The 25,025-nt window shown below is 72.8% G+C and carries 19 protein-coding genes; 11 read left to right on the top strand and 8 right to left on the bottom strand.

The annotated features are described in order from the left end of the window. The first annotated feature begins 36 nt into the window (after positions 1-36). Positions 37-801, top strand: a complete 765-nt coding sequence (locus SPRI_RS32940) for a 2OG-Fe dioxygenase family protein (protein ID WP_005320886.1) — start codon at positions 37-39, stop codon at positions 799-801. Here SPRI_RS32940 and SPRI_RS32935 read toward each other — a convergent pair. Beyond that, positions 788-1,912, bottom strand: a complete 1,125-nt coding sequence (locus SPRI_RS32935) for a carboxylate-amine ligase (RefSeq protein ID WP_053557601.1) — start codon at positions 1,910-1,912, stop codon at positions 788-790. The genes SPRI_RS32940 and SPRI_RS32935 overlap by 14 nt on opposite strands. 82 nt (positions 1,913-1,994) lie before the next feature. Next, positions 1,995-3,836 (bottom strand): thiamine pyrophosphate-requiring protein, encoded by a 1,842-nt coding sequence (locus tag SPRI_RS32930; protein WP_005320882.1) that lies wholly within the window; start codon positions 3,834-3,836, stop codon positions 1,995-1,997. A gap of 145 nt (positions 3,837-3,981) precedes the next feature. Between SPRI_RS32930 and SPRI_RS32925 the strand changes: the two genes are divergently transcribed. From SPRI_RS32925 to SPRI_RS32910, 4 genes are all read left to right on the top strand, one after another. Beyond that, positions 3,982-4,590 carry a flavodoxin family protein gene (locus SPRI_RS32925; protein WP_005320880.1) on the top strand — a complete coding sequence of 203 codons (609 nt, stop codon included), beginning with the start codon at positions 3,982-3,984 and terminating at the stop codon, positions 4,588-4,590. 4 nt (positions 4,591-4,594) lie between these two features. After that, positions 4,595-6,919 carry a phosphoketolase gene (locus SPRI_RS32920; RefSeq protein WP_053557600.1) on the top strand — a complete coding sequence of 775 codons (2,325 nt, stop codon included), beginning with the start codon at positions 4,595-4,597 and terminating at the stop codon, positions 6,917-6,919. Next, the gene (locus SPRI_RS32915; protein WP_037777217.1) at positions 6,916-8,052 is read left to right on the top strand and encodes an acetate/propionate family kinase; all 1,137 of its coding nucleotides are present in this window, start codon (positions 6,916-6,918) and stop codon (positions 8,050-8,052) included. The genes SPRI_RS32920 and SPRI_RS32915 overlap by 4 nt, the downstream gene beginning before the upstream one ends. Positions 8,053-8,140: 88 nt before the next feature. After that, positions 8,141-8,557 (top strand): DUF2795 domain-containing protein, encoded by a 417-nt coding sequence (locus tag SPRI_RS32910; RefSeq protein WP_005320877.1) that lies wholly within the window; start codon positions 8,141-8,143, stop codon positions 8,555-8,557. Positions 8,558-8,671: 114 nt separating this feature from the next. Here the strand turns inward: SPRI_RS32910 and SPRI_RS32905 are convergent, their stop codons facing one another. Both SPRI_RS32905 and SPRI_RS32900 read right to left on the bottom strand, forming a co-directional pair. Continuing rightward, positions 8,672-9,580, bottom strand: a complete 909-nt coding sequence (locus tag SPRI_RS32905; protein WP_053557599.1) for a hypothetical protein — start codon at positions 9,578-9,580, stop codon at positions 8,672-8,674. Between the two features lie 261 nt (positions 9,581-9,841). Next, complete coding sequence (locus tag SPRI_RS32900; RefSeq protein WP_005320876.1) at positions 9,842-10,984, bottom strand: GH12 family glycosyl hydrolase domain-containing protein; 1,143 nt, start codon at positions 10,982-10,984, stop codon at positions 9,842-9,844. Between the two features lie 210 nt (positions 10,985-11,194). On the opposite strand from SPRI_RS32900, the gene SPRI_RS32895 reads away from it, so the two are divergent. Further along, complete coding sequence (locus SPRI_RS32895; protein ID WP_234020454.1) at positions 11,195-11,788, top strand: GNAT family N-acetyltransferase; 594 nt, start codon at positions 11,195-11,197, stop codon at positions 11,786-11,788. A 33-nt stretch (positions 11,789-11,821) separates the two neighbouring features. Here the strand turns inward: SPRI_RS32895 and SPRI_RS32890 are convergent, their stop codons facing one another. Next, complete coding sequence (locus SPRI_RS32890) at positions 11,822-12,295, bottom strand: VOC family protein (RefSeq protein ID WP_005320874.1); 474 nt, start codon at positions 12,293-12,295, stop codon at positions 11,822-11,824. 142 nt (positions 12,296-12,437) lie between these two features. Here SPRI_RS32890 and SPRI_RS32885 point away from each other — a divergent pair, with 142 nt between their 5' ends. The 4 genes from SPRI_RS32885 (at position 12,438) to SPRI_RS32870 (ending at position 18,448) form a co-directional block, all read left to right on the top strand. Further along, positions 12,438-14,900, top strand: a complete 2,463-nt coding sequence (locus SPRI_RS32885; protein ID WP_053557598.1) for a SpoIIE family protein phosphatase — start codon at positions 12,438-12,440, stop codon at positions 14,898-14,900. A gap of 84 nt (positions 14,901-14,984) precedes the next feature. After that, on the top strand, positions 14,985-15,971 hold the full coding sequence (locus tag SPRI_RS32880) for a LysR family transcriptional regulator (RefSeq protein ID WP_005320872.1): 987 nt from the start codon (positions 14,985-14,987) through the stop codon (positions 15,969-15,971). A 66-nt stretch (positions 15,972-16,037) separates the two neighbouring features. Then, positions 16,038-17,399, top strand: coding sequence for a carbohydrate-binding protein (locus SPRI_RS32875; RefSeq protein WP_005320871.1), 1,362 nt, complete (start codon positions 16,038-16,040; stop codon positions 17,397-17,399). 170 nt (positions 17,400-17,569) lie between these two features. Further along, entirely contained in the window at positions 17,570-18,448 is an 879-nt protein-coding gene (locus SPRI_RS32870) for a trypsin-like serine protease (RefSeq protein WP_078951325.1), read from the top strand. Positions 18,449-18,478: 30 nt separating this feature from the next. Here SPRI_RS32870 and SPRI_RS32865 read toward each other — a convergent pair whose 3' ends face one another. The 3 genes from SPRI_RS32865 to SPRI_RS32855 all read right to left on the bottom strand — a co-directional run bounded on the left by SPRI_RS32865 (position 18,479) and on the right by SPRI_RS32855 (position 22,655). Then, positions 18,479-19,549, bottom strand: a complete 1,071-nt coding sequence (locus SPRI_RS32865) for a hypothetical protein (protein WP_053557597.1) — start codon at positions 19,547-19,549, stop codon at positions 18,479-18,481. A 117-nt stretch (positions 19,550-19,666) separates the two neighbouring features. Next, positions 19,667-21,367, bottom strand: coding sequence for a SpoIIE family protein phosphatase (locus SPRI_RS32860; protein WP_234020564.1), 1,701 nt, complete (start codon positions 21,365-21,367; stop codon positions 19,667-19,669). Positions 21,368-21,557: 190 nt separating this feature from the next. Next, positions 21,558-22,655 carry an AraC family transcriptional regulator gene (locus SPRI_RS32855; RefSeq protein WP_005320867.1) on the bottom strand — a complete coding sequence of 366 codons (1,098 nt, stop codon included), beginning with the start codon at positions 22,653-22,655 and terminating at the stop codon, positions 21,558-21,560. Positions 22,656-22,833: 178 nt separating this feature from the next. Between SPRI_RS32855 and SPRI_RS32850 the strand changes: the two genes are divergently transcribed. Further along, the gene (locus SPRI_RS32850) at positions 22,834-24,912 is read left to right on the top strand and encodes a neutral/alkaline ceramidase (protein ID WP_037775410.1); all 2,079 of its coding nucleotides are present in this window, start codon (positions 22,834-22,836) and stop codon (positions 24,910-24,912) included. Positions 24,913-25,025 lie beyond the last annotated feature (113 nt).

Here is a 25,025-nt window from a genome sequence, read left to right as displayed (position 1 = left end):
CAACTCACCCCACCGGAGAAGGGACGGTGGCCGACCGTGGACACCGACACCGGTTTCCTCGACCCCGCGCAGGAGAACGCGGCCGCCGCGCGGTCCGCGGAAGAGGCGGCCCGCGCCGCACTGGCCGGCACCGGCGCGTACCTCATGCCTCCGGCCGACGTGCTGACGTGCCTGGGCGCGGACGCCTCGTCCTGGGCACACTTCGCGGCCCACTGGCAGGACCTTTCCGAGGACGCGTACGCCGCCCGGCTCGGCACCCGCAGACTGAGGCGCTACGGACACTTCTCCCTCTCGCCCGCGACCGGGGAACTGCGGCTGCTGCCCCACAGCGCGTTCGTCCAGCCCGACAACACCAATCCGCTCTACGAGACGGTGGACCGCCATTTCGATCCGCTGACCGGCGCCTTCGTGGCCGATCCGGTACTGCGCCGGATCCTCGGCCTGCTCGGCCGGCTGGTGGGCGCGCTGGAGGTGGCCGAGTGGTGGAGCGTCAGGGTCCATCCCTTCCGGGTCCTCGCCACGGCGCAGGGCGCAGGGGAGCCGACGCCGGAGGGCATGCACCGGGACGGCGTCACCCTGGTGTCCTCCCTGCTCGTCGGCCGCGACAACGCCACCGGGGGCGAGAGCACCGTCTGCAGCCCCGACGGCGACGACATCCTGTCGGCCACGCTGTGCGAGCCGGCGAGCCTGCTCGTCTCCGACGACCGCGGCACCCTGCACGGCGTGTCGCCCGTCCGGCCGGTCGACGCCGCCCTCCCGGCCCGCCGCGACGTCCTGGTGACGACCCTCACGCCGGGCTGACCGGGCCGGTCCCGGCGGTGGCGACGACGAGGTCGTCGACGACATCGGCCGGCCGTGAGCGGCGGCTCCACGACGCCCGCTGCCGCTGGGCGCCGCACCCGTGCTCGTCGAGCCGCCGCAGGAAGGCGGCGACCCGCTCGAGGTCGCCGTACTCCTCCAGCCGCGGCCGTACGCGGTCGACCAGCCGCGCCGCCTGGACGGCGAACGGCAGTACCCGTTCGGTGAGGGCGTCGACGCCGCTGCCCGGCCAGCCGTCGCGGGCCGCCCGCCAGTAGGCGGCACGCAGCAGTTCACCGCAGGTACGCGGGCCCTTGTCGCCGCGCCGGACCCGCTCGGCGCAGTCCACGACCAGCGCTCTGACGAGGGCGGTGAGCGCGGCGGTGTCCGCCACGTCCGACGGCACGTCCATGACCCGGATCTCCAGCGTCGGGACCCGGGGATTGGGGCGCACGTCCCAGAACGGGATGGTCGCGTCCAGCATCGCCTCCGACTCCTCCAGGGCCGCGGTCAGGCGCTCGTAGTCGGCGAGCGAATCGACGTACGGAGGGGCGCTGAGCGCCGGGAAGCGGCCGCGGACGACGGTCCGCCAGCTCGCGTAGCCGGTGTCGCGCCCCTCGAAGAAGGGCGAGTTGGCGCTCATGGCGATCAGGAGGGGAAGCCAGGGGCGCAGATGGTTGGCCGTCAGCACGGCGACCTCCCGGTCCGGCACATGCACATGCACATGGACGGCGCAGACGGTGAAATCGTCGAGCAGGGTCCCGAACTGGCGCACGCCCGCGCGGTAGCGGGGGTGATCGCCCAGGACGCGGGCTCCCGCGCCGCCGATGACCGGCGTGCCCGTGGCGCACAGCCCGAGCCCCTCCGCGCGGCAGGCCTCGTGGGCCGCTCTCCGTACCGCCGCGAGGTGCCGGTGCAGCTCGCCGGATTCCTCGCACGGCGGGGTGCGCACCTCGAGCTGGCCCTGGTGGAACTCGCCGGAGACCAGGTCGCCGACGGTGCGGCGGGCGCGGGCGACGACGCGGCTGCCCGCCGGTTCGACGGCCCGGTCGCCGGTCCGGTCGCCGGTCCGGACGAGGAAGAACTCCTCTTCGGCTCCGATGGTGGTGGTCATGGCGCCAGCGTCCTCCGGTGGCGGCGGATGCGCGAACAGGAGGACGCCCGGGTCTCCGGCGCGGGCGCCCGGTGAAGGGCCGTCACCTGTCCTCTTCGGCGCTGTCCTTCGTCGCGCCGGGCCGGTCCCCGCGGTGCCGGGTGCCGGGGAGGAATTCCTGCACCTTGGCCTTGAAGCCCTGCCGGATCATCGATCCGCGGTCGCTGTCGCCACGCAGGATCGCGGACGCCGCGGCCTCGATCTGGTCGAGCGAGGCGTGCGGCGGGATCGGCGGCACGGCCGGGTCGGTACGGAAGTCGATGACGAAGGGCCGGTCGGCGGCGAGGGCCTGTTTCCAGGCGGACTCGACGTGCTTGGGCTTCTCGACGCGTACGCCCGCCAGCCCCATCCGTTCGGCGATGTCCGCATAGGGCAGGTCGGGGATGTGCTGCGACTCCTCGAACTGCGGGGCACCGGACATGGCCCGCATCTCCCAGGTGACCTGGTTGAGGTCGCCGTTGTTCAGCACGGCCACGATCAGCCGCGGGTCCGACCACTCGCGGTAGTACTTCGCCGCGGTGACCATCTCCATCATCCCGTTCATCTGCATCGCGCCGTCGCCGACCAGGGCGATCGCCGGGCGGTCCGGATGGGCGAACTTGGCGCCGACGGCGTACGGCACGCCGGGACCCATCGTGGCGAGCGTCCCGGACAGCGAGCCGCGCATCCGGCCACGGAACCGCAGGTGGCGGGCGTACCAGTTCGCGGCGGAGCCGGAGTCCGCGGTGACGATCGCGTCGTCGGGGAGCAGCCCGTCCAGGGCGTGGACGACGTACTCGGGGTTGACGGGGTCGGCGTCGACGGCGGCCCTGCGCTGCATGACCTCCCACCAGCGGTCGACGCTCTGCTCGATCCCGTCGCGCCAGGAACGGCTCTCCTTGCGGTGCAGCCGTGGCAGCAGCCGTCGCAGCGTCTCGCGGGCGTCACCGACGAGGTTCACCTCGAAGGGGTAGCGCAGCCCGATCATGTGCGGGTCGATGTCGATCTGCACGGCCCTCGCCTGGTCGAGCTCGGGCATGAACTGGGTGTACGGGAAGCTGGATCCGATCATCAGCAGGGTGTCGCAGCCCTGCATCATCTCGTACGAGGGCCGGGTGCCGAGCAGGCCGATCGAGCCGGTGACGTAGGGCAGGTCGTCGGGGAGGACGTCCTTGCCGAGCAGCGCCTTGGCGACGCCGGCGCCGAGGACGTCGGCCAGCCGTTCGACCTCGGCGCGGGCTCCGCGGGCCCCCTGTCCGACGAGCACGGCGACCTTCTCGCCCGCGTTGAGGATCTCGGCGGCCCGCTCGACGTCCTCGTCGACGGGCACGGGCGCGTACCGCCCGAGGCCCATGCTGGAGGGCACCATCTTGAAGGCGTGCTTCGGCGGGCTGTAGTCCAGGTCCTGGACGTCGGCGGGGATGATGACCGCGGTCACGGTGCGCCGGGCGTAGGCCGTGCGCATCGCCCGGTCGATGAGGTTGGGCAGTTGCTCCGGGACCGTCGCGGTCTCGCAGAAGTCGGACGCGACGTCCTTGAAGAGGTTCTGCAGGTCGACCTCCTGCTGGTACGACCCGCCCATGGCACTGCGGTTGGTCTGGCCGACGAGCGCCACCACCGGTACGTGGTCGAGCTTCGCGTCGTAGAGCCCGTTGAGCAGGTGGATCGCGCCCGGGCCCGAGGTGGCGGCGCAGACGCCGACCTTCCCGGAGAACTTGGCGTATCCGACGGCCTGGAAGGCCGACATCTCCTCGTGCCGGGACTGCACGAACTTCGGCCTGTTGTCGGCGCGTCCCCACGCGGCGAGGAGCCCGTTGATGCCGTCGCCCGCGTACGAGAAGACGTGGGTGACGTCCCACTCGCGCAGCCGCTGGAGGATGAAATCGGACACTTTCGTACTGGCCATCGGTGTTCCGCTCCTCACTGTGCAGTGTGCGCCGCTGTCCCGGCCTGTCCTGGGTAACCGGGCGAGCGCCGGCGGAAACCTCGCGTTCTCACCCGAACGGCGCGGCGCCCGGCGTGCCCCCGCGCTGACCGGGTACCGGTGTCCCATGAAGGCACTGGTGATCAACTGCACGCTCAAGACGTCGCCCGACCCCTCCAACACCCACGCGCTGGCGACGGTCGTCGCGGCCCAACTCGAGAAGTACGGGGCCGAGGTGGAGTTCGTCCGGGCGGTGGACATGGACATCCGTCCGGGCGTGGTGAGCGAGGCCGTCGGCCCCGGCGACCAGTGGCCGCAGGTGCACGGGAAACTGAGGGAGTCGGACATCCTCGTCGTCGCGTCACCGACCTGGCTCGGGCGGCCCTCCTCCGTCGCCCAGCGTGTGCTCGAACGCATGGACGCGATGCTCTCCGAGACCGACGACGACGGCCGCCCCGTCGCCTACAACAAGGTCGCCGGGGTGGTGGTCACCGGCAACGAGGACGGCGCGCACCATGTGATCAGCGAGATCTCCGGCGCGCTGGCCGACATCGGCTACACCATCCCCGGCCAGGCATGGACGTACTGGCACCTCGGGCCGGGGCCGGGACCCGACTACCTCGACGACGAACGCGGGCGGGACTGGTCGCACAGGACCGGCCGTGCCATGGCGGCCAACCTCTTCGGCACCGCGAAGGCGCTGGCGGCCAACCCGCTGGGCGCCCCGCCGGAGTAGGACCATGACACGGACCTACCGGCGGGCGGCGGCCTCCGTGGCCGCCGCGCTGATCTTCCTGAAGGACAATGTGCTGCTCCGGGAGCCGCTGCGCCCCGAGCACCTGAAGCCCAGGCTCCTCGGACACTGGGGCTCCTGTCCCGGCATCACGATGGTGTACTCCGCGCTCAACACCCTGATCCGCGAGCGGGACGCCGACGTCCTCCTCGTCACGGGACCGGGCCACGGCGCCCCCGCCAACCACGCCGGTCTCTGGCTCGAGGGCACGCACGAGCACTACGACCCGGCGCTGGCGAGGACCGAGGCCGGGCTCACCGAACTGGCCCGGCGCTACTGCGCTCCCGACGGCTTCCCGAGCCACCTCTCCCCCGCGGTGCCCGGCACCCTCCACGAGGGCGGCGAGCTGGGCTACGCCCTGGCCACCGCGTTCGGCGCCGCGCTCGACGCCCCCGACCGCCTGGTGGCCTGCATCGTCGGCGACGGCGAGGCGGAGACGGGACCCACTGCCGGCGCCTGGCACTCGTCCAAGTATCTCGACCCGGTGACCTGCGGCGCCGTACTGCCCGTGCTGCACCTCAACGGCTACAAGATCTCCTCGCCCACCGTGTTCGCGAGCATGTCCGACGACGAACTGCTGTCGCTGTTCCGTGGTTACGGCTGGGACCCGCGCATCGTCGACGTGACGGACGACCCGGACGGCGAACCGGTCGCCGCGGCGGTGCGCGCCGCGCACACCGGCATCCGGGACATCCAGGGGCGCGCACGCACGGGACGGGTCCTCGAGCGTCCGGCGTGGCCGATGATCGTGCTGCGCAGCCTCAAGGGACAGGGAGCGCCGGCCGAGGTCGGCGGGAAACGCATCGAGGGAACCTTCCACGCGCACCAGGTGCCGCTGGACCGTGTCCACGACGATCCCGAGCAGCTCGCCGCGCTGGAGACATGGCTGCGGTCGTACGGCCCGGAGGAGCTGTTCGACGACGAGGGCCGGCCGGTCGCCGAGGTGCTCGACGCCTGCCCGTCCGGCGGGCGGCGCATCGGGATGCAGGCGGCGGGCGACGGCGGACGGCTGCGGCGGCCGCTCGACCTGCCGCCGCTCGAGCCGTACGCCGTCGACGTCCCCGCCGGACCGGGCTCGGCGCAGGCGAGCCCCACCGAGGTGCTGGCGGACTGGCTGACGGAGATCATGCGCAGGACCGCCCCCGCCCGCGACTTCCGCATCATGTCCCCCGACGAGCTGGCCTCCAACAAGCTGGACGGCGTGCTGAGGGCGACCGGGCGCGGATATGTGTGGCCGGTCGAGGAGTACGCCGAGCACCTCACCCCCGACGGCCGGGTGCTGGAGATCCTTTCGGAGCACAACTGCCAGGGCTGGCTGCAGGGTTACCTCCAGACCGGGCGGCACGGGCTGTTCCCGACGTACGAGGCGTTCGCGTCGGTCGTCGACAGCATGCTCAACCAGTACGCGAAGTGGCTGAAGATGTCCCGCGAGGTGCCCTGGAGAGCACCCGTCAGCAGCCTCAACTACCTCCTCACCAGCGAGGGCTGGCGGCAGGAGCACAACGGCTACAGCCACCAGGGGCCCGGCTTCATCAACAACCTGCTCACCAAGAAGAGCACCGTCACCGGTGTCTTCCTGCCGCCCGACGCCAACACCCTGCTGGTCACCATGGAGCGGGTGCTCGCGGACACCGGCCGGATCAACCTGGTCGTCGCGGGCAAGCACCCTGCGGCCCAGTGGCTCACCCTCGACGAGGCACGCGCGCACTGCGACGCCGGCGCGTCGGTCTGGCGGTGGGCGTCGACGGACGACGGCGAGGACCCCGAGCTCGTCCTGGCGTGTGCGGGCGGCATTCCCACCGTCGAGACCCTGGCCGCGGCCCAACTGCTGCGCCGCGACCTGCCGCAGGCGCGCATCCGGGTCGTGAACATCGTCGACCTGTGCGCGCTCGCGCCGCCGGACCGGCATCCGCACGGCCTGACCGATGCCGGCTTCGAGGCACTGTTCGGCACGGAATTGCCGGTCGTCGTCGACTTCCACGGCTATCCCTCCGCCGTGCACCAACTGCTGCACGGCCGCCCCCACCCCGGCCGCTTCCATGTGCGCGGCTACGTCGAGGAGGGCACCACGACCACGCCGTACGACCTGCTCGCGAGCAACGGTGTCTCCCGTCACGACCTGGCGATCACGGCGCTGCGGCATCTGCGCGGCCGTCCGGCGGCGGGTGAACTGGCCGCCCGCTACGAGCTCCACCGGGACCGGCTCCGGGAGGAACTGCGGCGCACGGGCGTCGACCCCGCCGAGATCACCGAATGGACGTGGGGATCATGACGACCCCCGCAAGCGCGACCGCGTCGAACCTGCTGGTCGTCGACGCCGGGTCCTCGAGCCTCCACCTGAGCGTGCTGGACGGCGACGGCCGGGAGGTGGCCGCACGGCACGAGACGGAGGCTCCCGGGAGCGGGACGCGGCAGGTGATCGAGGAACTGCTGCGCGAGGCCCCGCCGGTGGCGGCGACCGGCCACCGCCTCGTCCACGGCGGGCCGCGGCTGTTCGGTCCCACGCTCGTCGACGACTCGGTACGGGCGGAGCTCGACCGGGCCGCGGAGCTGGCCCCGCTGCACGTGCCGCCCGCCCTCGCCGCCCTGGACGCGACACGGCAGCTGCTGCCGGACGCCCCGCACGTGGTGTGCTTCGACACCGCCTTCCACGCCGGACTGCCGGAGCCCGCCCGCGTCTACGGGCTGCCCCGTGAGTGGACCGACCGGTACGGGCTGCGCAGATACGGCTTCCACGGCCTCTCGTACGCGTGGGCCCTCGGGCGGGCCGCGGCCCTGCTGGACCGGCCCCCCGGCGAGCTCCACCTCGTGATCGCGCACCTGGGCGGCGGCTGCTCGGCGTGCGCGGTGCGCGAGGGCCGCAGTGTCGACACCACCATGGGCTTCACGCCGCTGGAAGGCATGGTGATGAGCAGACGCAGCGGCAGCGTCGACCCCGGGCTGCTGCTGTGGCTTCAGACATCGGCCGGGATGGCGCCCGAGGAGATCGCCGGGAAGCTGAACCGGGGATCCGGTCTGCTGGGCCTTTCCGGTACCTCCGGCGACACCCGCGACCTCGTACGGTCGGCGGCCGACGGCGACCGGCGGGCCGCTCTGGCCCTCGACGTCTTCACCCTGGGCGTCCGGCGCGGGATCGCCGGGTGTGCCGCGTCGCTGGACCGGCTCGACGCGCTCGTGTTCACGGGCGAGATCGGCTGTGACCAGCCCGAGGTGCGCGAGGCGGTCTGCGCGGGTCTGGGCGTGCTCGGCGTCACGGGCGGCCTGCGGCCGGTGAACGTCCGGCAGGACACCGTCGTCAGCCCTGCCGGTGCGGCGGTCCCGGTGCTGGTCGTACCGACCGGCGAGGGGCAGCAGGTCGCGCGGGAGACCCGGTCGCTGCTCACGCGACACGCCGGTCAGAAATAGCGCCCGCTTCGTGTCATACCGCCCTCCTCGGGTAATCGTCCGGCGCGACCACACCGACGTACGGACGCACGAAGGAGGTGCTCCTGAGATGGGGCACATCGAGCGAGGCGGCAATCCCGTCAGCCCGCGCAAGGACGACGAGATGAAGCACGAACTGGAGGGCTACCTCCGGTCCGGGCAGCACACGCATGTCGAGGAGGCCAACGACCCCGAGCCCGCCGCGGACGACGACATCCGGGTCGGCACGTCAGGACCCGTCCCTCCGCCCGGAGAGGAACGCGACCGGGCACGGGCGCGGACCGAGGCCGAGTCGCTGCGGCTCGAGCTGGCCCGCCACATGGACCGCACGGCGTTCCCGGCGGACCGCGCCGCGGTCGTGCGCGCCCTGGAGGAGCACCACGCCCCCGACCCGGTCGTCGAAGCGGCCCGCGATCTGCCCAAGGGGGGCACCTACCGCAACGCGGACGAGATCGTGAAGGCACTGGGGAGGCCGGGGGGCGGCTGAGGGTTTCCGAGGGAGAGGCGCGGGCCGGCGGGGGCTACGCCTGGGTCCCGGCCGACGTCCCCAGGCGGCGCCGCGGGTGGCTTCCGCGCGGCTGCGGACGCTGGGAGCGCGCCGTCACGCCCCCGCATCCAGCCGGTCCACCACCGTCAGCGCCTTGTCCGCGCGGCGGCGCGCGTCCCGGGCCGCGCGCTCCGTGCGGTCGGCCTGGTCACGCGCGTCGCGGTATGCGCGTTCCGTCCGACGATGCCGCTCCTTGGCCTCTTCCAGTTCCCGGGTCAGCGCGGCCACCCGATCACCGGTCTCGTCCCGCGCGGTTTGTGAGCGCTCGAGCACCGCCACGGCCTCGTCATGTGCCTGCTCGCGCTCCCGGGCCTGCCGCTCGGCCTCCTCCGCGTCCTGCCGGGCACTCTCGAGCTTCTCGCGGCGGCGACGGGCAGCGGCGTCCTCCTCCGGCTCGGGCGAGGGCTCCGGCCGGGGCTCACGCGAGGGCCTGGACGCCGGCTCCGGCGGCCGGCCCGGCCGCACCGTCACCCCGGCGTCCGCCTCCAGCCCGGTGAAGCCGACGGGCGCGCTGAGCGGCCGGTCCAGATGCCCGGCGGCCCACTGCCGCGCCGCCTCCGGGTCGGCGAGCACCGCGTGCAGCGTGGCTTCGATCTCGTGGAGCGCGGCCTCGCCGACGGACTGCCCTTCCTCCGCCGCCAGCTGCCTGGCCTCCCGGGCCAGCGCCCCGACCAGGAGGTGCTGCTGTCTGCCGAGCTCGCGCAGCTGCTCGCCGTCGAGATTCCTGTGGGCCTCGCGGAGGCCCTCGCCGAGGCTGATGAGCGGCCGGACCTTGTCCGGCTCCCTGCGTACGAGCATGTTCCCGGCCCAGGCGGACACGGTCGGTCTGCGCAGGGCCCGGATCCGTTCGGCCAGCTCACGGTCGCCGGCCCTGCGGGCCTCCGCCGCCCGCTGGTTGCGGGCCGCGGTGAATTCGTGGGGACGCAGCGCGTAGAGCTCGTCGAGGGTGCTTTCCAGGTCCACCGTGCTCCTCGGGATCCCGGTCCCCCGCCCGCCGGACACCATGCCGTTTCCCAGGATCCCACTCGGTCCCGGCCGTGCCAGTCGATGCATGCCGGCCGTGTGCACCGGTCCCCCGCCCCCTCGTGCGGGGGACCGGTGCGGCCGGTGCTACCCGGCCGTCGGAGCCGCACCGCCTGGCCGCGCCGTCCGGCGCGTACGCGCGTCGGCACGGGAGCCCGGCGGTTTTTGGCGGTCAGTCGGTACCGTCGAGCCCTCGCTCCGTCACGGGGTGACGGTGCAGGCGACCCCGTTGAGCGTGAACCGGTCCGGTTCCGCGAAGGTGCCGGTGTACGTCCCCTGGAAGCCGAACGACTGGGTGCCGCCCGCCTGGATACGGCTGTTGAAGCCGACGTCACGCGCGGTCACCGCGCCGCCGGACGAGGTCAGCGTGGTGTTCCAGGCGCTGGTGACGGCCTGTCCGGCGGGGAGGGTGAAGCCCAGGTTCCAGCCGTCGACGGGAGTGGTGCCGGAGTTCTTGACGGTCACCTCCGTGGTGAATCCGCCCTGCCACACGTTGGCGGTGTAGCCGACCTGGCAGCTGCCGGCCGGCTCGCCGGGAGGCTCCTCGCCGCTGCCGCCGTCGTCGCTGATCGTGGAGGAGAAGGAGTTCACCGACAGGCCCGCGCCGCCCTGCCAGGGCTCGAAGCCGGCCTGGATGCTCGTCATGTACCAGTTCGGGGCGGCCATGCCGCGGCTGACGGTCTGGTCGACGAAGTCCATGACGTCGAAGGACCAGCTGGGGATCGCGGTGGGGGCGACGAAGGAGATGACGTCGTTGCCGCCGTTGTTGCCGGTCCACACCTCCCAGGTACGGCCGCCGACGGTCGCTGAACCGTTCCGCGAGCCGATGGGCTGGATCGGACCGACGCGGTTGAACCAGATCATGATCTCGGTGCGGTTGACACCGTCGGTCCTGGGCTGCGGGTCGAGCCAGATGTCGAACGAGGCGTTGTAGACCGCGTTGTCGACGTAGCCGTAGGAAATGCTGGTGGGCGCCGACCCGATGGTCGAGATCTGCTTGGGCAGCCGGGTGCCGGGCGAGCAGTTGGTGTAGTGGCAGCCGTTGAAGATCGACGGATAGGACTTCGGCGCCCCGTTGGTGGGCACGGAGCCGTCGGCGCGGGTGAGGGTGAAGCCGGTGCCGGTGACGCCGACGCACTGGGTGGCGCTGGTTCCCCAGCGGTTGTTCTGGACGACGTAACGGTCCTGGACGGTGGTGCTGCCGTACTGCTCGCAGATCTCGACGTCGGCCTGGGCGGCGGTCCGGACGTCGGCCTGTGCGGCGGGTGCCGCCGACAGCAGCGTGGCCGGGGCTCCGAGCGTGAGCACGAGTGCGGTGGCGAAGGCGCGTAAACGGTGTCGCATGGTGACCCTTCAGCAGGTGCGGGCAGGCCGTGGGAGCGCTCCCATCGCTGCTGGACTGTAGGAGTGTTTCGAAGTCCTGACAAGACACGCCGTTGCGATTGGTGCTCCGCGTTCAAGCCTTGACCCGGTGGGGCACCCCGGCGGCCCCGCCGCCCGCCGCGTTTTCTGCGGCCGGTACCGGCGTACCGCGCACATGCCATGATCGGCTTCATGCCTTCCGTATCCGCCCCGGCCGCCTGGCCCGCCGCGCTCGCCACCCCACGACTCGCCCTGCGTCCGGTCGAGCGGTCGGACGTGCCGGTGATCAGCCGTCTGTGGACGGACCCCGAGGTCCGCCGGCACCTCGGCGGGCCGGTGGACAGCAACGTCGTACGCATCCGCGAGCGCAGATGTGTCGGCGCCCCGGGTGTCTTCGCGGTGGCGCGGCGGTCGGACGAGGCGGTCGTCGGTCTCGTCTCCCTGACCGCAGGGGCCAGGGACGACAGGACCGAGGTGTCGTACCAGTTGCTCACCGAGCACTGGGGCCGCGGTTACGCCCGTGAGGCCGTCGCCGCCGCCGTCTCCTGGGCCCAGGACGGCGTCCCATCGAGGTCACCCGGGGTGGTCGCACTGACCCAGGAGGCCAACCGCCGTTCGCGGCGGCTGCTGGAGGCGCTGGGGGCCGCACTGGTGGACCGTTTCGTCGAGTGGGACGAGGCGCAGGTGCTGTACGCGTTCCCGTCGCCGCCGGCGTGCCCGGCGGGACCCGCCGTCACTCGGCCGGCGGCCGCAGCGGCCGACGGGCACGGGGCCACCGGCCCGTAGCGTACGGGTCCCGGCGGACGGTCACGCCCTGGGTCACGCGGGGTCGGCGGCCGCGTACAGCGCGGCGACGTCGATCTTCTTCATACCGAGCATGGCCTTCATCGCCCGCTGCGCCCGCGCCTGGTCCTCGTCGTTGATCAGCTCGTCCAGAGCGGCGGGGACGACCTGCCAGGACAGGCCGTACCTGTCCTTCAGCCAGCCGCAGGGGCCCTCCTGGCCGCCCTCACCGAGCTTCTGCCAGTAGTGGTCGACCTCCTCCTGGTCCGCGCAGTTGATCAGCAGGGAGACCGCCTCGTTGAACGTGAACTCGGGGCCGCCGTTGATCGCGGTGTACGCCTGGCCGTCGAGGGTGAAGTCGACGGTCAGGACGCTGCCGGCGGGCCCCGGGCCGGCCTCGCCGTAGTACAAGATGTGCTTGATCTCCGAATTCGGGAAGACGGAGACGTAGAACTCGGCTGCTTCCTCGCCCTGGGTGTCGAACCAGAGATTCGGGGTGATGCGCGGCATGGGGTGCTCCTGAGATGGTCCGTGGCGGGTGTTCCGCACTGTCGTTCGCACTGTGCCTTGCGTGCTGCTCTCTTTACCGACCGCCGCGCCGCCCGGAATTCATCGCTCGCGTCCCCGCAGGACCGGGCGGAGGATAGAGGCGATGACAGGACCAGTGACCCTGATCAGTGAGAGCCCGGAGGACCCGTACTCGCACGGTCGAGCCGCCTCCGTGGTGCTGGACCGGCACGGCCTGGTGATCGGCTGGAGCGATCGCGCCCGCACCCTGGTGGGCTGGTCGGCCGAGGAGGTGCTCGGCCGTCCGGCGGTGGAGGTTCTGGTCCGCCCCGAGGACCATGAGGAGGTCCTCGAGGCCACGGCTGCCTGCGTCCGGCAGCGCGGCTGGTTCGGGACCGTGCCCGTCCGGACCCGCGACGGCCGCAGGCTCGGGTTCGGGATCCGGGCACGCCGGGTGCTCCGGACGGAGGGCCACCGGGAGTGGTATCTGGTGGCCGCGCCGGCGGAGGAGGTGGTGCAGTGGGAGATCGACCGGTCCGTCATGGACGGGCTGTTCAGCAGGTCGCCGATCGGTCTGTCGGTGCACGACACCGGTCTGAACATTCTGCGGATCAACCGCGCCATCGCACGCATCGGCGGCATCACCCCCGAGGACGCGCGTGGCCACCGGATCGGTGACTTCCTCGTCGAGGCGGACGCCCGGATCGTGGACGCGGGCCTGCGGAAGGTGCTGGAGACCGGCAGTCCGATGATCTTCACCGAGCAGCCGTGCCGCTTGGCCGGGATGCCCGGCAAGGAGCGGTACGTCTCGGTGTCCGCGTTCCGTATGGAGGACTCGGCCGGCAGGGTGCTCGGCGTGACCAACCTGGTCGAGGACGTCACCGACCGCCACCGGGCGCGGCGCAGGCTCGCCCTGCTCACCGAGGCCGGGGCCAGCGTCGGCACCACCCTGGACGTGGAGACGACCGCGCGGGAGCTGGTCCGGGCCGCGGTTCCGGACCTGGCCGACTGCGTGTCGGTCGACCTCCTCGAGTCGGTCAGCCGCGGTGAGGAACCCGTCCCGGACGGCGGCGCCGGTCCGGTGCTCAGGACCGCGTACCGGACCGTCACCGCGGAGACGGAGCATCTGCTGCTCCCCGTGGGCTCGGTCAACTCCTTCCCCGAGGACACGCCGCAGGCCAGGTGCCTGGCCACCGGGCTGCCCGTGCTGGAGCCGTTCATCGACGTGTCGGAAACGGTCAAGGCCCTGGGCCTGGGCGAGCCGCCGGCGGGCTACGGCGTGCACTCGTTGATGGTGGTGCCGCTGAAGGCACGCGGTCTCGTCCTCGGTTTCGTCTGCCTGTGGCGGTCCCAGCTGCCGGAGCCGTTCGAGGAGGACGACCTCACCCTGGCGAACGAGCTGGCGGCCCGGGCCGCGATCTCCCTCGACAACGCCCGTCGTTTCACCCAGCAGCACCGTGCCGCGCTGGCGCTGCAGCGCCGTCTGCTGCCACGTGAGCTGCCCGTCCACCCGGCGGTCGTCGTCGCCCACCGCTACATGCCGGCGGGAGGCGCGACCGGCGTCGGCGGGGACTGGTTCGACGTCATCCCGCTGTCCGGCGCCCGGGTCGCCCTCGTGGTCGGCGACGTCGTCGGGCACGGCATCAACGCCGCGGCCACCATGGGCCGTCTGCGCACGGCCGTGCACACCCTGGCCGACCTCGATCTCGACCCCGACGAGGTGCTCTCCCACCTCGACGATCTGGTGAACAGACTGGCCGGGGAGCAGGAGCAGGACATCGAGGGCGCGCCGGGTGAGCAGGTGGTCGGCGCGACCTGCCTGTACGCGGTCTACGACCCGGTGAGCCGGCGCTGCACCATCGCCCGTGCGGGCCATCCGCCGCCGGTGGTGGTGACACCGGAGGGGGAGGCCGCCGTCGCCGATCTGCCGGCCGGTCCCCCGCTCGGGCTGGGCGGGCTCCCGTTCGAGTCGGCCGAGCTGGAGCTGCCGGAGGACAGCGTGCTCGCCCTTTACACCAACGGGCTCGTGGAGGGCGCCTATCCGGACATGGAGGCCGGGCTGACCGAGTTGTGCGCGGTCATGGCCGGTGAGCGCCGGCCCGTGGAGGAGATGGCGCAGGCGGTGGTGGAGCGGATGCTGCCCGCCCGGCCCAACGACGATGTCGCGCTGCTGCTGGCCCGTACGCTCACCCTGGCACCGGAGTCGGTGGCCACCTGGGAGCTGCCGGCGGAGCCGACGGCGCCGGCCCGGGCCCGCCGGCTCACCGCGGACCAGCTGGCGGCGTGGGGACTCGAGGCCATGGCCTTCTCCACCGAGCTGATCGTCAGCGAGCTGGTCACCAACGCCTACCGCTACGCGGGCGGCGGGCCGCTGACCCTGCGGCTCATCCACCACCAGCGGCTGATCTGCGAGGTCTCCGACACGAGCAGCACCTCCCCGCATCTGCGCAGGGCCCGGAGCACCGACGAGGGCGGCCGGGGGCTGCTCCTCGTCGCGCAGCTCACGGCGCGCTGGGGCACCCGGCACTCACGGGAAGGCAAGACGGTCTGGACGGAGCAGACCTTCCCGCCGCTGCCCGGCGGAGCGGGCGACGACGCGGCCGTGTAGCGACCCGTAGGTGCGGGACGTGTCCGCCGCATTGGTCCGGACCAGCTTATTGCCGCGGCGATGGCCCCGCGCCAAGCTGCTGGCATGGAACTGGAGTTGCGGCACCTCAGGACGATCCGGGCCATCGCCGACGCCGGCAGTCTCACCAAGGCGGCCACCGCCCTCGGCCTCGCACAGCCCGCGCTCAGCGCCCAGTTGAGGAGGATCGAGCGCTCGCTCGGGGGGACCCTGTTCGAGCGCGGCCGGACCGGTGTGCGCACCACGGCCCTCGGTGAACTGGTCCTGGACCGCGCCCGGGTCGTGCTGCCCGCCGTGCACGAACTCCAGCAGGAGGCCGTACGGTTCGCGCGGACGGGAGCGCCGCACGGGCCACGGACCCCGCTGCGGCTCGGCGGCACGCACGGGCCGCTGCTGGGAGGGCTCGTCGACCGGCTCGCCGCGGCGGACCCGGGCGTCGCGGTGGTCACCCACACCTCGTGGTCGGAGCGGGAGATCGCCGCGTCGGCCGCCGAGGGGCGGCTGGACTACGCGCTCATCGGCGCGTGCGGGGAGAGCGCACCGCCCGGTTCGGGGACCCTCGCCTGGACCGAAGTGGCCAGGGACCCGGTGTTCGTGATGCTCTCCACGGACCATCCGCTGGCGGCCCGGTCCGGGATCGAGCTGGCGGAACTGGCCGCGGAGGCATGGACGGACGTGCCGGGCGACGGCTGTTTCGCGGACTGTTTCGCCGCCGCCTGCGTCCGGGCCGGTTTCACACCGGCGTGCGTCTACGAGACGGACATCGCCTCCTGTGTCCATCTGGTCCAGGTGGGGCGGGCCGTGGGCCTGTGCCGGGCCACCTTCCCCGACACCCCCGGCATGGTGACGCGTCCGCTCGTCGGCACGCCCCTCGTGTGGCGCCACCTCCTCGGCTGGCACCCCGAGGCGCCGGCGGCGACGCGGGCGCCCGACGTCGTCGGCCATGTGCGGGCCGCGCACAACGACGCGGTGGGCCGCAGTGCCAGCTACTCACGGTGGCTGACGGCCCGGGCCGCGGTCCTCCATAACGCCGTGGAGGGGGCCGACCGGTAGCTGCCGCGCGGAGGTTCTCGTTCCCTACGGTTTCGGCACACCTCCAACGAGACCGAGGGGACCCCCATGCTCCACAGACACGCCAAGGCCGCGTGTGTCGGTGCCGCCGCCGCGGCCGCGCTCGTCCTGACCTCCCTGCAGGGCGCCGCGTCCGCGCAGCCGGCCGGCGGCGCCGCACCCTCCGCGGCCAACACGCTCGCGGTGTCCGCCGCGCAGCCGGAACTGCTCCGTGCCATGCAGCGTGACCTCGGGCTCACCCGTGCCGAGGCCGAGCGGCGACTGGTGAACGAGGCCGAGGCGGGCGCCACCGCCGCCGTGCTCCGGCAGCGGCTGGGCGACTCGTTCGCCGGCGCCTGGGTCGAGGGGGCCGACTCCGGCACCCTGACCGTGGCCACCACCCGGGCCGCCGACGCGGCCGCCATCAGGGCCGGTGGCGCCGAGGCCCGGACCGTGACCCACACCCTGGCCGAACTCGACCGTGCGAAGGCGGCGTTGGACCGGGCCGCGGCGCGCGACTCCTCGACGGACGTGCCCGTCTGGTACGTCGACGTCCGGGCCAACGCCGTCGTGGTCCGGGCCGTGGAGAGGTCCGCCGCTCAGACCCTGATCGGGGCGAGCGGCGCGGAGCGGGACCTGATACGGGTCGTCCCGACCGAGGAGCAGCCGCGCCCGCTGTACGACATCCGCGGCGGCGACGCGTACTACATGGGCGGCGGCGGCCGTTGCTCGGTCGGCTTCGCGGTCACCAGGGGCACCACACAGGGCTTCGCCACGGCGGGCCACTGCGGCCGGGCCGGCACCAGCACCAGCGGCTACAACCAGGTGGCCCAAGGGACCTTCCAGGCCTCGACGTTCCCCGGCCGGGACACGGCCTGGGTGGCGGCGAACAGCAACTGGACCTCGACGCCGTACGTCAAGGGCCAGAGCGGGCAGAACATCCAGGTGACCGGCTCGGTGCAGCAGCCGGTCGGCGCGTCGATCTGCCGCTCCGGCTCCACCACGGGCTGGCACTGCGGCACGATCTCGCAGCACAACACCAGCGTCACGTATCCGGAGGGCACCATCACGGGCGTCACGCGGACGACGGTGTGCGCCGAGCCCGGCGACTCCGGGGGCTCGTACATCTCCGGGAGTCAGGCGCAGGGCGTCACCTCGGGCGGCTCCGGTGACTGCCGCAGCGGAGGCACCACGTTCCACCAGCCGATCAACCCGCTGCTGCAGGGATACGGGCTGACGCTGAAGACCACGACGGACCCGGGTGAACCGGGTGAGCCGGGCGAGCCGGGCGGGACCTGGGCGGCGGGCACCGTCTACCAGGCCGGCGCGCAGGTCACCTACGGCGGCGTGACCTACCGCTGCCTCCAGGGTCACCAGGCCCAGGCCGGCTGGGAACCCCCGAACGTCCCGGCGCTCTGGCAGCGCCTGTGACCGGCTGACCCACCGTCCTCCCGAGGAAGCGCGTGCCGTGGCTGCGGGGCCACGGCACGCGCTTCGCCGTTTTTACGGATGCCCGGGACTCTTGCCGTGCCGTGCCCGGCACGCTTCACTGTCGATCACCCCACAGGAGAGCAACCGTCCCTTGACCCGAAGGGTTTCCCTTGACTGCCCTGCCCGTACGCCTGACCGGCGTCAGCGCCGCCGCCTGCGCCATAGTCCTCGGCGTCGCCCTGCCGTCCTCCGCGATCAACTCGTACAACGCGACACCCGCTCCCGAGCGCACCGAGGTCGGCGCTCTCGTCGCGACCTGGGACGCCGACAACGACCCGTCGACGCCGGACCGGGTCGACTGGGTGTGCTCCGGCACGATGATCGACGCGGACACCTTCCTCACCGCCGCGCACTGCACCACCGACTGGCCGGAGAACGTGCGGTTCTACGTCTCCCTCGACCAGGACGTGCAGGCCGGTCTCGACCGGGCCGCCGCGCAGCACCCCGGTGACCCGGCCGCCGTGGCGGACGCCGTGGCCGTCCAGGGCACCGCCCACAGCCACCCCGGCTACCCGGGCCCGGCGGCGGACACCCACGACATCTCGGTCGTCGAGGTGCCTGCCGCGAAGATGCGGGCCCGCTGGTCCTTCACGCCGGCGACCCTTCCGGAGGCGGGCGCCCTCGACGCGCTGGGCGCACAGGGGTTGGACGCCACGCCGTTCGTCGTCGCCGGTTACGGCACGCAGGAGGCCGACCGCGGCCCGGGCGGCCACACGCACCCGGGCGGCGGCGTCCGGATGAAGGCTCCCGTCACCTTCGACGCGCTCAACAAGTCGTGGGTGCGCCTGGCCATGACCGCGCCCCAGGGCAACGGCGGGGCGTGCTACGGCGACTCCGGCGGCCCGAACTTCGCCACGCTGAAGGGCAAGCGGACCCTCGTGTCCACCACCATCACGGGCGACTCCCCCTGCTACGCCACCAATGTGACGTACCGTCTGGACGCCCCCGGCGCCCGGGCGTTCCTCTCACCGTTCACCAAGCTGCCCTGACGCACCCTGAGGTGAAGTCGCGGACGGCGGTCACCAGTCGCCGTCCGCGACCGGCTTTCCCGGCGCCGGGGCGTCCCCCAGGGGGACGACCTGGCCGGGTGCCGGCGGCTGCCAGGGGTCGTGGTCGTCGCCGAGCCAGTCGCCGACCGGCTGCACACCGCTCAGGGTGTCCGCCGGCGCGAGGTCGGCGGCGCCCTCGTCGTAGTACTCGTACCAGGGCAGTCCCGCGCGCGTGTAGGCCGCGCGGTCGACGGGGGACGGCGGCGGCTCCTCGCCCGTGATGCGGCGCCACTCCGGCGGGGTCACCAGATGCACGAACACCCGGCCCGACGGCTCGTCCGCCCAGTCGGAGAGACGCCGCTCGTCGCGGTAGACCTCCTGCCGCATGGAGCCGCCCACGCCGAGGCCCATAGCGGCGGACCGCGCCCGGGGCGGACCGCCGGGAGCGGCGGGCGCGGCGGGGGCTCCGTAGGCCGGGGCGGGGGGCGGGGGCATCGGGGCTCCGTAGGCGAGCGGCTGGGCGGGCGCGGGGGCGCGTGCGGCTCGCTCCGCGCGGGCCCGCTCCTCCTCGCGCCAGGCGGCCAGTGCCGCGCCGGACAGCCCGAACGCCTGGAGCTGCACACCGCCCCAGGTCTCCTCGCCGGTGACCTGCCCCTCCACCGTGGCGCCCAGACCGAGCGGGACGGCCACGAACTGACGCACCGTGCCCTTGCCCGAGTTGATTCCGTCCAGCCACGGCTGGCGGGGCAGCACGACATAGTTCTGCGGCTTCCGTGTCAGGGTGCCGCGCCACTTCTTGCCGGAGACGGCGCACACCTTGCCCACGCCCACCTGGAGCGCCGCCGGTTCACTGCTGCCCGCGAAGCTGAGCCACATCGCCTCGCGGAGGTACACCGGCAGCATCACGCCACCACGCTCGCGCATCTGCCGCGGCACGGTGCCGAGGTGGTCCTCGACCCGTCGTACGGGGAACTCGCCCAGTCCCGGCGGCAGTTGATGCGTCCCCGATTCGGGCAGGCGGAGTGTCCTGATGAACCGGACCCGTACTCCCCCGCCCAGCAGCAGACTGTTTCCGTCGACGCGTACGGCGCTCGCGGCCACGGCGAACTCCCCTCTTCCCGGCGTGTGCTCTGCCGGTAACACGAGCCGCGGCCCCTCGCGGTTCCCCACGGTCGCCCGCAGTTCCCCCGGGCCGGTTCCGGCACCTTCGGGAACCGGTCAGACCGGCGGCGCGATGTCCTGTTCCGCCCAGACGACCTTGCCCTCGGAGGTCCGGCAGGAGCCCCAGCGCCGGCACAGCATGTTGATGAGCTGGAGCCCGCGGCCGCCTTCGTCGTTGAGCGTCGCGTGCTGGATGAGCGGCAGGTCGGGGCCGGTGTCGGACACCTCGACGACGAGCCTTTCGTGGCGCATCAGGCGCAGTTGTCCGGGTCCGCCGCCGTAGCGCAGGGCGTTGCCGACCAGTTCGCTGACCACCAGTTCGGTGGTGTCGGCGAGGCCTTCGAGGTCCCATCCGGCCAGTTGCTCCACCACGAGCCGTCGGGCCGCGGAGGCGGCGCGGGCGTCGGCGGGCAGCGGCCAGACCGCCACGTTCTCGCCGGCGCGGGCGTCGTGCGCGGTCGCGACGAGCATGACCGCTTCGTCGAAGCGGTGGTCCTTTCCCCAGTCACCGGTGAGCAGCCCGCAGGACTCGAGCACGGCGGGCGCGGCGCCCGACACTGCCTTGCGCAGCCGTGCCAGCTGCACGTCGATGTCGTCCGCGCGGCTCTTGATCAGGCCGTCGGTGTACAGCAGCAGCCGGCTCGCGGGCGGCAGGGTCACCTTCGCCGGGTCGTAGGGGATGACGCCGGCGCCCAGCGGGGCTCCCACCGGTACGTCGAGGTATTCGGCGTCGCCCGCAGCGTCGACCAGCAGGGGCGGCGGGTGGCCGGCCGTGGCGATGGTGCACTCGGCGGTCGCGGGGTCGTACACCGCGCACAGGCAGGTGGCGACCTGGTCGTCCTCGAGGTCGCGGGCCGCGAGGTCCATCCGGGCGAGGACCCGTTCCGGGACCATGTCCAGGGCGAGGAGCGTTCTGGCGATGGCGCGCAGCCGCCCCATGGTGGCCACGGCGGTGAGCCCGTGTCCCATGACGTCGCCGACGACGAGGGCGGTCCGCCCGCCCGGCAGCGCCATCACGTCGTACCAGTCGCCGCCGACGCCGCTGGCGTCGGCGGTCGGGGCGTAGTCGGCGCACACGTCGAGCCCGGGTGTCTGCGGGGTGGTGCGCGGGAGGAAGTTGCGCTGGAGGCTGACGACGTGTTCCCGCTCCCGCTTGTACAGGCGCGCGTTGTCGACGAAGACCGCTGCCCTGGAGGCGAGTTGCAGGGCGAGCGTGAGATCCGTGCGGGAGAAGGGGGGTCTGCGGCCCGCCCGTACGAAGTCGGCTACGCCGAGCAGCACGCCGCGGGCGATCAGCGGGACCACCATGTAGCTGTGCACACCGGCCGCGCGCATCTTCTCCGCGGCCCGCGCGGTGGGCGCCACCCGGGCGAAGTCGTCCCGGGTGAGCCGGCTCATCAGCACCGGCTGCCGGGTCATCAGGGCGTGTACCGCGATCGTGTCCTTGTTGACAGAGGTCAGCTCGCCCACGGGGTCGGGCTCGAGCTCCACGAGCCGGGGGACGGCGGAGACGGCGATGGCCCGCATGACGGGCCGCTCCCCGGCCCGGCCGGCCTGGACGTGCTCGCCGCGCAGGGCGGACTCCAGCAGGTCGATGGCCGCACCGTCGGCGAGCCGGGGCACGACGAAGTCGGCGAGCTCCTGCGCCGTGCGTTCCAGGTCGAGCGTGGTGCCGATCTCGGTGCTGGCGTGGCTGAGCCATTCGAGGCGGTTGTGCAGGGTGAGCCGTTCGGCCAGACCGGCCGCCCGGCGGCGCAGCGCCGGTCCTCCGGTCCGCCGCCCCCATCCCGGATGTCTCACCGCACCGCCTTCCCTGCCGTCACTGGATCAAGTATGGGGCGGGTGGGGCCCGTGCGCTCCCGGACTGCCGAGCCCGATCCGGATCCGGCGACGGAAGCGGCCACGGGTGGCGGGACGGACCGGGCACAGGGGGCGCAAACGGGCGGGCTCACTGCCCGCGGGCGGCCGATCCCCGCATCGCGGACGGGCTGGTGCCGAACCAGCGGGCGACCGCGCGGCGCAGGGTGCGGGCGTCGCTGAAGCCGAGCATGGCCGCGATCCTGTGCAGCGGGAGGTCGCTGGTCGTCATCAGCTCCTCCGCCCGTACGAGCCGGACGGAGTCGACGAGCGCCTCGTAGCTGGTGCCGTCCTCCGCCAGTCTTCTGCGCAGTGTGCGCTCGCTCATGCCGCGCGCGAGGGCCTGCTGCCCGAGGGAGGGGACGTGCGGCAGGCCGCGGGCCACGGACACCTCCAGTCCCTGCACCAGGTCCTGCCGCTCCCGTCTGCGGCTGCGGGCCGCGTCGAGGAGCTCGACCACCTGGGCGAGGGTGTACGCGTCGGCGCCGGGCAGCGGACTGTCCAGGCACGTCTGCCCGAAGACGATGCGGTCGTCGGGTGCGCCGAAGGTGACGGGACAGCGGAAGTACCGCTCGTACTCGTCGCCGTACGGCGGGCGGGCGTGCCGCACGGCCAGGGAGTGCGGTGCGAACCCCTCGTGCCAGGCGTCCCTGATGAGGGCAACGATGCTGCCGAACGCCTCTTCGAGGAGAAAGGCCCGCAGGCCCGAGTCCGTGTACCTGGCGGTCGCGAGGATGGCGGCGCCCTCGGGCACCGGCTCGATGCGGTAGTCGAGCATGGAACCGGTGACGCCGTGGTGGCGGACGCCGAGCCGGAGGGCGTCCTGGAGGGTCTCGCTCGACTGGAGGCCGAGGCCGACCAGTCCCCACGCGGTGACCCGTTGGCGGCGGCCGACGGCGAGGCCGAGCGCGGGGTCGCCGAGGTCCCGCATCGCCTCCCTGATCACGGAGCTGCCCTGGCGGTAGGACACCCGCTGGCCGACCGCGCTGAGGGCGGCCTCGCTGAGACCGGCACGGCGCAGGGAAGGGCCGAGGTCGTGTCCTCGTTCCGCCGCCACGAGGGTGAGGTAGCGCAGGAGGTGGGGCGTGATGGTGGCGGACCCGTAGCGCGGGTCGGCCAGTCGCGCCGTGAGCGGAGCGCCGGCCGGCCGGCGGCTGCGTCCGGCGGGTACCGGTTCGTGCGACGGCATCGGCTCACCTCCGGGCGGCCACTGTAGGGATTCCGGCCGCGGGAGGACAGGCCCGGTGGCCGCTGAAGTCCCGTTACTGGCCGGTTGGGTCCTCTCCCCCGGCCACCCACCGCCCTTACCGTCGGTCACACCTGTCACCGACGGCGCCGGTTCCGGTAGCCGGCACGAGGGAGAAGGCATGCGGTTCCCCACAACCAGCCCTAAGGCGCTCTCCCTGCTGCTCGCGGGGTCGCTCGGCGCCCTCACCCTGGCGGCCGTGCCGGGAGCGGCACCGGCCGACGCGGCCGCGGCCTCCGGCACGGCGGCGTCACAGCCCACGACGTACCTCGTCGGCCGGGGCATCTCCGATGTCACGGGAGAGGCCGCGGAGGTGGGCATGATGGGCTACTCGAGCTTCGAACAGAAGGCGTCGGGCATCCATCAGCGGCAGCGCTCACGGGCGTTCGTCGTGGCCGACCGGACCACCGGGAAGCGGGTCGTCTACGTCAACGCCGACCTGGCCATGATCTTCCAGTCCGTGCAGCAGGGTGTCATCGCCGGCCTCAAGGCGCGCTACGGCTCGCTCTACAGCGAGGAGAACGTGCTGCTGTCCGCAACCCACACGCACGCGGGATCGGGCGGCCACTCCCACCACCTCGCGTACAACCTGGCCTCGCTCGGCTTCCAGAAGGACACCTACCGGGCGATCGTCGACGGGATCGTCGAGTCGGTTGCCGAGGCCCATGAGGACCTCGCGCCGGGCACCATCAGGCTCGGCAGGGGCGAGTTGACCGACGCGAGCGTCAACCGGTCGAGGACCGCCTTCGAGAAGAACCCGGCCGGCGACAAGGCGGCCTTCCCGGGCGCGATCGACCCGGCGATGACCGTGCTGCGGTTCCGGCAGGGCGACCGCGACATCGGCGCCATCAGCTGGTTCGCCACCCACAACACGTCGCTCACCAACAAGAACACGCTGCTCAGCCCGGACAACAAGGGCTACGCGGCGTACGAATGGGAGCACGACGACCAGGGCGTGCGCTACCTGGAGAACCAGGAGGGCTTCGTCGCGGCGTTCCCCAACACCAACGCCGGTGACATGTCGCCCAATCTGAATCTGAAGCCGGGCTCGGGCCCGACCGAGGACGAGTTCGAGAACACCCGGATCATCGGTGACCGGCAGTTCCGCAAGGCGCAGGAGATCTACGACGGCGCCGCCGTCCCGCTCAGCGGCGGTGTCGACTCCCGGATGCGGTTCGTGAACATGGAAGAGGTGACCGTCGGCGGGAAGTACACCCCCGACGGCAAGGAGCACCGCACCTGTCCGGCCATGGTGGGCGCCTCGACGCTCGCGGGCAGCGTGGAGGACGGTCCCGCGATCCCCGGCTTCACGGAGGGCATGAACAGCCCGGTGGCGAAGCTGCTGGAGCCCTTCGACATCGACCCGCCCGAGTGGCTGGTGAGCTGCCAGTACCCGAAGGCGAACCTGGTGCCCACCGGCCTGGTGAACGCGGTGACGCCGACGACGCCCACGGTCCTTCCCGTGCAGATCGTCAAGATCGGCCAGTTCTACCTGGTGGCCGGCCCGGCCGAGTACACGATCGTCTCCGGTCTGCGCATCCGCCGTACGGTCGCCCAGGAACTCGGGGTACCGCTGGAGAACGTGCTCATGCAGGGCTACGCGAACGCCTACAGCCAGTACGTGACCACGCCGGAGGAGTACGACCTCCAGCAGTACGAGGGCGGCTCGACGCTCTACGGCAGGTACACCCTGCCCGCCTACCAGCAGGAGTTCGCCTCGCTCGCGGCCTCGTTGCGGGACGGCACCACCATCGGCCGCGGCCCCTCGCCGGCCGACCAGTCGGGCCGTCAGACGTCGTTGCAGACCGGCGTGGTGATGGACAACCCGCCGTCGGGAAGGAAGTTCGGCGACGTACTGACCGAGCCCGCCGAGTCGTACGGGCAAGGAGCCACCGTCACCGCCGAGTTCGTGACCGGTCATCCGAAGAACAACCTGCGCCGGGGCGGCACGTTCCTGGAGGTGCAGCAACTGGTGGACGGCCGGTGGGTCCGCCGGCTGGACGACGGCGACTGGGACACCACGTACCGCTGGGTGCGGCTGAACGGCGTGAGCGGAACGTCCAAGGCGGTCGTCACCTGGAAGGTGGCCCCGGGGACGCCGAAGGGGACGTACCGGATCGTGCACTTCGGCGACTCCAAGAGCCTGTTCGGCAAGATCACCGGGTTCAGCGGCGCCACGCGGCCCTTCACGGTCGGCTGAGCCGCGCCCCGGGGTGCGCCCCGCGGCACGTCCGCCGGGGCGCGCCCGCGGGGCGCCCGACCACGTACGCCCCGTCGTATCCGGAATGTGATGCTCAAGTTCCGCTCAGATGT

Origin of the sequence: Streptomyces pristinaespiralis, assembly GCF_001278075.1 — a bacterium.
Taxonomy (GTDB): domain Bacteria; phylum Actinomycetota; class Actinomycetes; order Streptomycetales; family Streptomycetaceae; genus Streptomyces; species Streptomyces pristinaespiralis.
Note: the sequence above shows the minus strand (reverse complement) of the source record. Positions and strands in the feature narration are given on the sequence as shown.

What these genes read in the sequence shown, in the direction of transcription:
- SPRI_RS32935 (WP_053557601.1), bottom strand. Translation starts at nt 1,912, where the DNA reads ATGACCACCACCATCGGAGCCGAAGAGGAGTTCTTCCTCGTCCGGACC.
- SPRI_RS32930 (WP_005320882.1), bottom strand. Translation starts at nt 3,836, where the DNA reads ATGGCCAGTACGAAAGTGTCCGATTTCATCCTCCAGCGGCTGCGCGAG.
- SPRI_RS32925 (WP_005320880.1), top strand. Translation starts at nt 3,982, where the DNA reads ATGAAGGCACTGGTGATCAACTGCACGCTCAAGACGTCGCCCGACCCC.
- SPRI_RS32920 (WP_053557600.1), top strand. Translation starts at nt 4,595, where the DNA reads ATGACACGGACCTACCGGCGGGCGGCGGCCTCCGTGGCCGCCGCGCTG.
- SPRI_RS32915 (WP_037777217.1), top strand. Translation starts at nt 6,916, where the DNA reads ATGACGACCCCCGCAAGCGCGACCGCGTCGAACCTGCTGGTCGTCGAC.
- SPRI_RS32910 (WP_005320877.1), top strand. Translation starts at nt 8,141, where the DNA reads ATGGGGCACATCGAGCGAGGCGGCAATCCCGTCAGCCCGCGCAAGGAC.
- SPRI_RS32900 (WP_005320876.1), bottom strand. Translation starts at nt 10,984, where the DNA reads ATGCGACACCGTTTACGCGCCTTCGCCACCGCACTCGTGCTCACGCTC.
- SPRI_RS32895 (WP_234020454.1), top strand. Translation starts at nt 11,195, where the DNA reads ATGCCTTCCGTATCCGCCCCGGCCGCCTGGCCCGCCGCGCTCGCCACC.
- SPRI_RS32890 (WP_005320874.1), bottom strand. Translation starts at nt 12,295, where the DNA reads ATGCCGCGCATCACCCCGAATCTCTGGTTCGACACCCAGGGCGAGGAA.
- SPRI_RS32885 (WP_053557598.1), top strand. Translation starts at nt 12,438, where the DNA reads ATGACAGGACCAGTGACCCTGATCAGTGAGAGCCCGGAGGACCCGTAC.
- SPRI_RS32880 (WP_005320872.1), top strand. Translation starts at nt 14,985, where the DNA reads ATGGAACTGGAGTTGCGGCACCTCAGGACGATCCGGGCCATCGCCGAC.
- SPRI_RS32875 (WP_005320871.1), top strand. Translation starts at nt 16,038, where the DNA reads ATGCTCCACAGACACGCCAAGGCCGCGTGTGTCGGTGCCGCCGCCGCG.
- SPRI_RS32855 (WP_005320867.1), bottom strand. Translation starts at nt 22,655, where the DNA reads ATGCCGTCGCACGAACCGGTACCCGCCGGACGCAGCCGCCGGCCGGCC.
- SPRI_RS32850 (WP_037775410.1), top strand. Translation starts at nt 22,834, where the DNA reads ATGCGGTTCCCCACAACCAGCCCTAAGGCGCTCTCCCTGCTGCTCGCG.